Here is a 3,041-nt window from a genome sequence, read left to right on the forward strand (position 1 = left end):
ATCTTGCGGGCCTTGTCGGCCAGGTTTTCCTGAATTCCGGTGCCGGGATAGAGGATGACCCCGATCGGCAGCACGTTCATCATCGCATCGTTGCGCCGGAAGGGTGCCGCCTTGGCGTGGCGGGTCCAGTCGGGATTGAAGGCGACCTGCGGCACCTTGCGGTTGTCGGCCCAGGTCGCAGCAATGCGCTCGGCGCCCTTCAGCGACCCGCCATGCAGCAGCACCATATCCGGGTGTTTGGCATGAACCTGATCGAGCTTGTCCCAGATCGCGCGGTGATCGGTGGTCTCGCCGCCCGAGAACGCGATCTTCGGCCCGGCGGGCAGCAGCACCTCGTTGTCGGCCCGGCGTTTGGCGGCGATGAAATCGCGGCTGTCGATCATGGCCGAGGTCATCTGGCGATGGTTGACCCGAGAGCCGGAGCGCGGCGACCAGGGCGTGCCGGTGGTGCGCAGATAGATGTCGGCGGCAGTCTCGCAGAAGAGTTCCATGCTGTCGCGGCGGGTGATCAGGCTCTGGCCGATGTCAATCAGCGTTTCCAACTGGACGGATTTCACCTCGCTGCCATCCTGCTCCCGCTGAAGCTGCTTCTGGGCCTGCTCGTTATCGTCGAGTTTGCGGGCGATCCGAGCCGTCGCGCATGAGCCAGGTGCGATGCACGCCGGTGATCTTGCCATCAAGGCCGGTGACGGCGGCGATCATCGCAGGCCAGGTCTCTGTCGGCCCATCGCCATCTGGACGCCAGTAGCAATTCGGATGGAAACGCAGACTGGCGGTCTTGCGCAGATCGGTGATGCCACGATGGCGCAGATAGGTCTCGGCGAGACTGCCGGCGAGCGGCTGCGAGATGCTCCAAAGACGGCGCGCCGCCTCGGACGATCCCGATGGTGCTGGTGGTGTTCGGAACCTGCGGGACTTTGGCTCCGGTTCGGGATGCGGCTGGCTGAGGAAGCGGCGGGCTTCTTCGGCGACATCGGCAAAATCGGCCAGTCCGAGGCTGTCACGAATGACATCCAGCAGATCGCCATGTTCCCCAGTGGCGGTATCTGTCCATTTGCCCGCCGCGCCCTTGCCGGTCTCCGGCCCGGTCAGCCGGACGAACATTGAACGTCCCGGTGTGTTGCGCACATCGCCGACCAGCCAGTAATTGCCCTGTTTTCGCCCGTTGGAGAGGTAGTGCTGGCACACCGCCTCGACCTCACGACCAAGACGCTGCGCCAGTTCCGAAGCGTTGAGACGCGCCATCACACCGCCTCCCGCTCGGAGATGCGCTGGACCGGGAAACGGTCAAGCAGTTTGCCGATGATGTCTGGCCCCGATGCGCCGACCGGCACGAAGAAGCGCAGCTTCCAGGAGATAATCTCGCTGAACAGACCATAGGCCCTGAGCCGCTCGCGCATCGCATCGGTGAAGCCGCAAAGTTCAATCCGGTTTGCGCCCATGACACGGGACCGGCGCAGTTGCAGCCCTTCTGCCAGATCAAGGATGGTGCGGGTTTCGATCAGCGCGGTATAGGCCGCATCGGGCGTGATGCTGTTGCTGACGCCGCTGGTCGAAGCATTCGCGGCCCATGCCGGCGAGACCCGGCGACCGATGATGCGCTCACCTTCATCGGTCTGAAGCCGATAAATGCGGGCGGAGTCCTGCGGCAGACGTTTCCAGATCGGCAGCAACAAACCCGTCACCATATGCAGGATGCTGTCTGTGAACTCCGGGACCTCGGAAAGTTCCGCCTCCCAGGCCGAGGCGAAAGCGGCATGGTCGGCCTCAATCCAATGGGTCTCACCCATCGCACGCACCGGAATGTTCATCGCTTCCATTGGCCGGATCAGCCGCACGCGCCGTTCGATCTCGCCATCGTCCAGCATGATGCTGGTGGTCGGGATCTGCACGGCGGCACGACCGGATCGTTCATTGATCAGCAGCTTCGCGCGCGGATCGCCCAATTCGGCCAAGGCTGCACCCAGTAGCACCGGCTGGTTACGTTTGCGCTCGGTGAGCGTCAGGAGCCGAGTTTCCGCGCCCGTGCCAGGATGAGTATGAATCACCTGGCGCTCGGTGACGATGAAGCTCTCGGCGCGCAACGTCTCCAGCCCCATATCATAGGCGCCGGATGCAATCGCCCCGTCGATCCGCGCCTGCAGCAGCTGCTCGAAGGCGGAGAACAGGATGCCCTGCAATTCGATCGTCAGGGCCAGCAGGCGGTTGAGGAAGGTGGTGATCGGCGGCAGATCATCCTTGATGCCATTGCTGTCCATCAGCTTCAGGCCGGTGGTGGATTCAAACCGCTCCAGCGAACACCCATCGACCTTGCCGCGCACCAGCAGCAGATAGAGTTGACGCAGCGCGTCGCGGGCGTAAGGGCTTTCGAGATTGTCCTCGGAGCGAAACAGGCCCTGACCGCCGGTCTGCCGCTGGCCGCGGGTGATCGCCCCCAGCGTATCGAGGCGGCGGGCGATGGTCGACAGGAAGCGCTTTTCGGCCTTCACATCGGTGGCGATGGGCCGGAAAAGCGGCGGCTGCGCCTGATTGGTGCGGTTGGTTCGCCCCAGCCCCTGAATGGCGGTATCGGCCTTCCAGCCTGGTTCCAGCAGATAATGCACCCGCAGTCGCTGGTTCCGCGCCGTGAGGTCTGCATGGTAGCTGCGCCCGGTGCCTCCGGCATCCGAGAAGATCAGGATGCGCTTCTGATCGTCCATGAAGGCCGAGGTCTCGGCCAGGTTGGCCGACGGCGCCCGGTTCTCAACCGCGAGACGTGCCGAAGCGCCTTCGCCCTTGCGGACGATGCGACGGGAACGCCCCGTGACCTCCGCCACCATATCGGTGCCGAAATGCTGTACGATCTGGTCGAGCGCACCGGGGACAGGCGGCAGACTGGCAAGCTGCTCGATCATCTCGTCACGTCGGGCCACAGCTTCACGGCTTTCCACCGGCTGGCCATCGCGGAACACAGGCCGGGAGGAGAGATTGCCCTCGCCATCGGTGAACGGCTCATAGAGCTGCACCGGGAAGGAATGCTGCAAATACGAGCCGACATATTC

1 protein-coding gene and 2 pseudogenes are annotated in these 3,041 nt (G+C 63.9%); all 3 read right to left on the reverse strand.

Annotated elements, in window-relative coordinates; all coding sequences use genetic code 11:
- A pseudogene (locus ACK5L9_RS22450) lies at positions 1-638 on the reverse strand (DUF2493 domain-containing protein); the annotation flags it as partial.
- A pseudogene (locus ACK5L9_RS22455) lies at positions 622-1,245 on the reverse strand (DNA primase); the annotation flags it as partial. The pseudogenes ACK5L9_RS22455 and ACK5L9_RS22450, both read right to left, overlap by 17 nt.
- The coding region (locus ACK5L9_RS22460) for a strawberry notch C-terminal domain-containing protein (RefSeq protein WP_416913683.1) at positions 1,245-3,041 on the reverse strand (1,797 nt) is incomplete at its 5' end. The pseudogene ACK5L9_RS22455 and the gene ACK5L9_RS22460, both read right to left, overlap by 1 nt.

The organism is Paracoccus sp. (in: a-proteobacteria), from assembly GCF_047973135.1.
GTDB lineage: Bacteria > Pseudomonadota > Alphaproteobacteria > Rhodobacterales > Rhodobacteraceae > Paracoccus.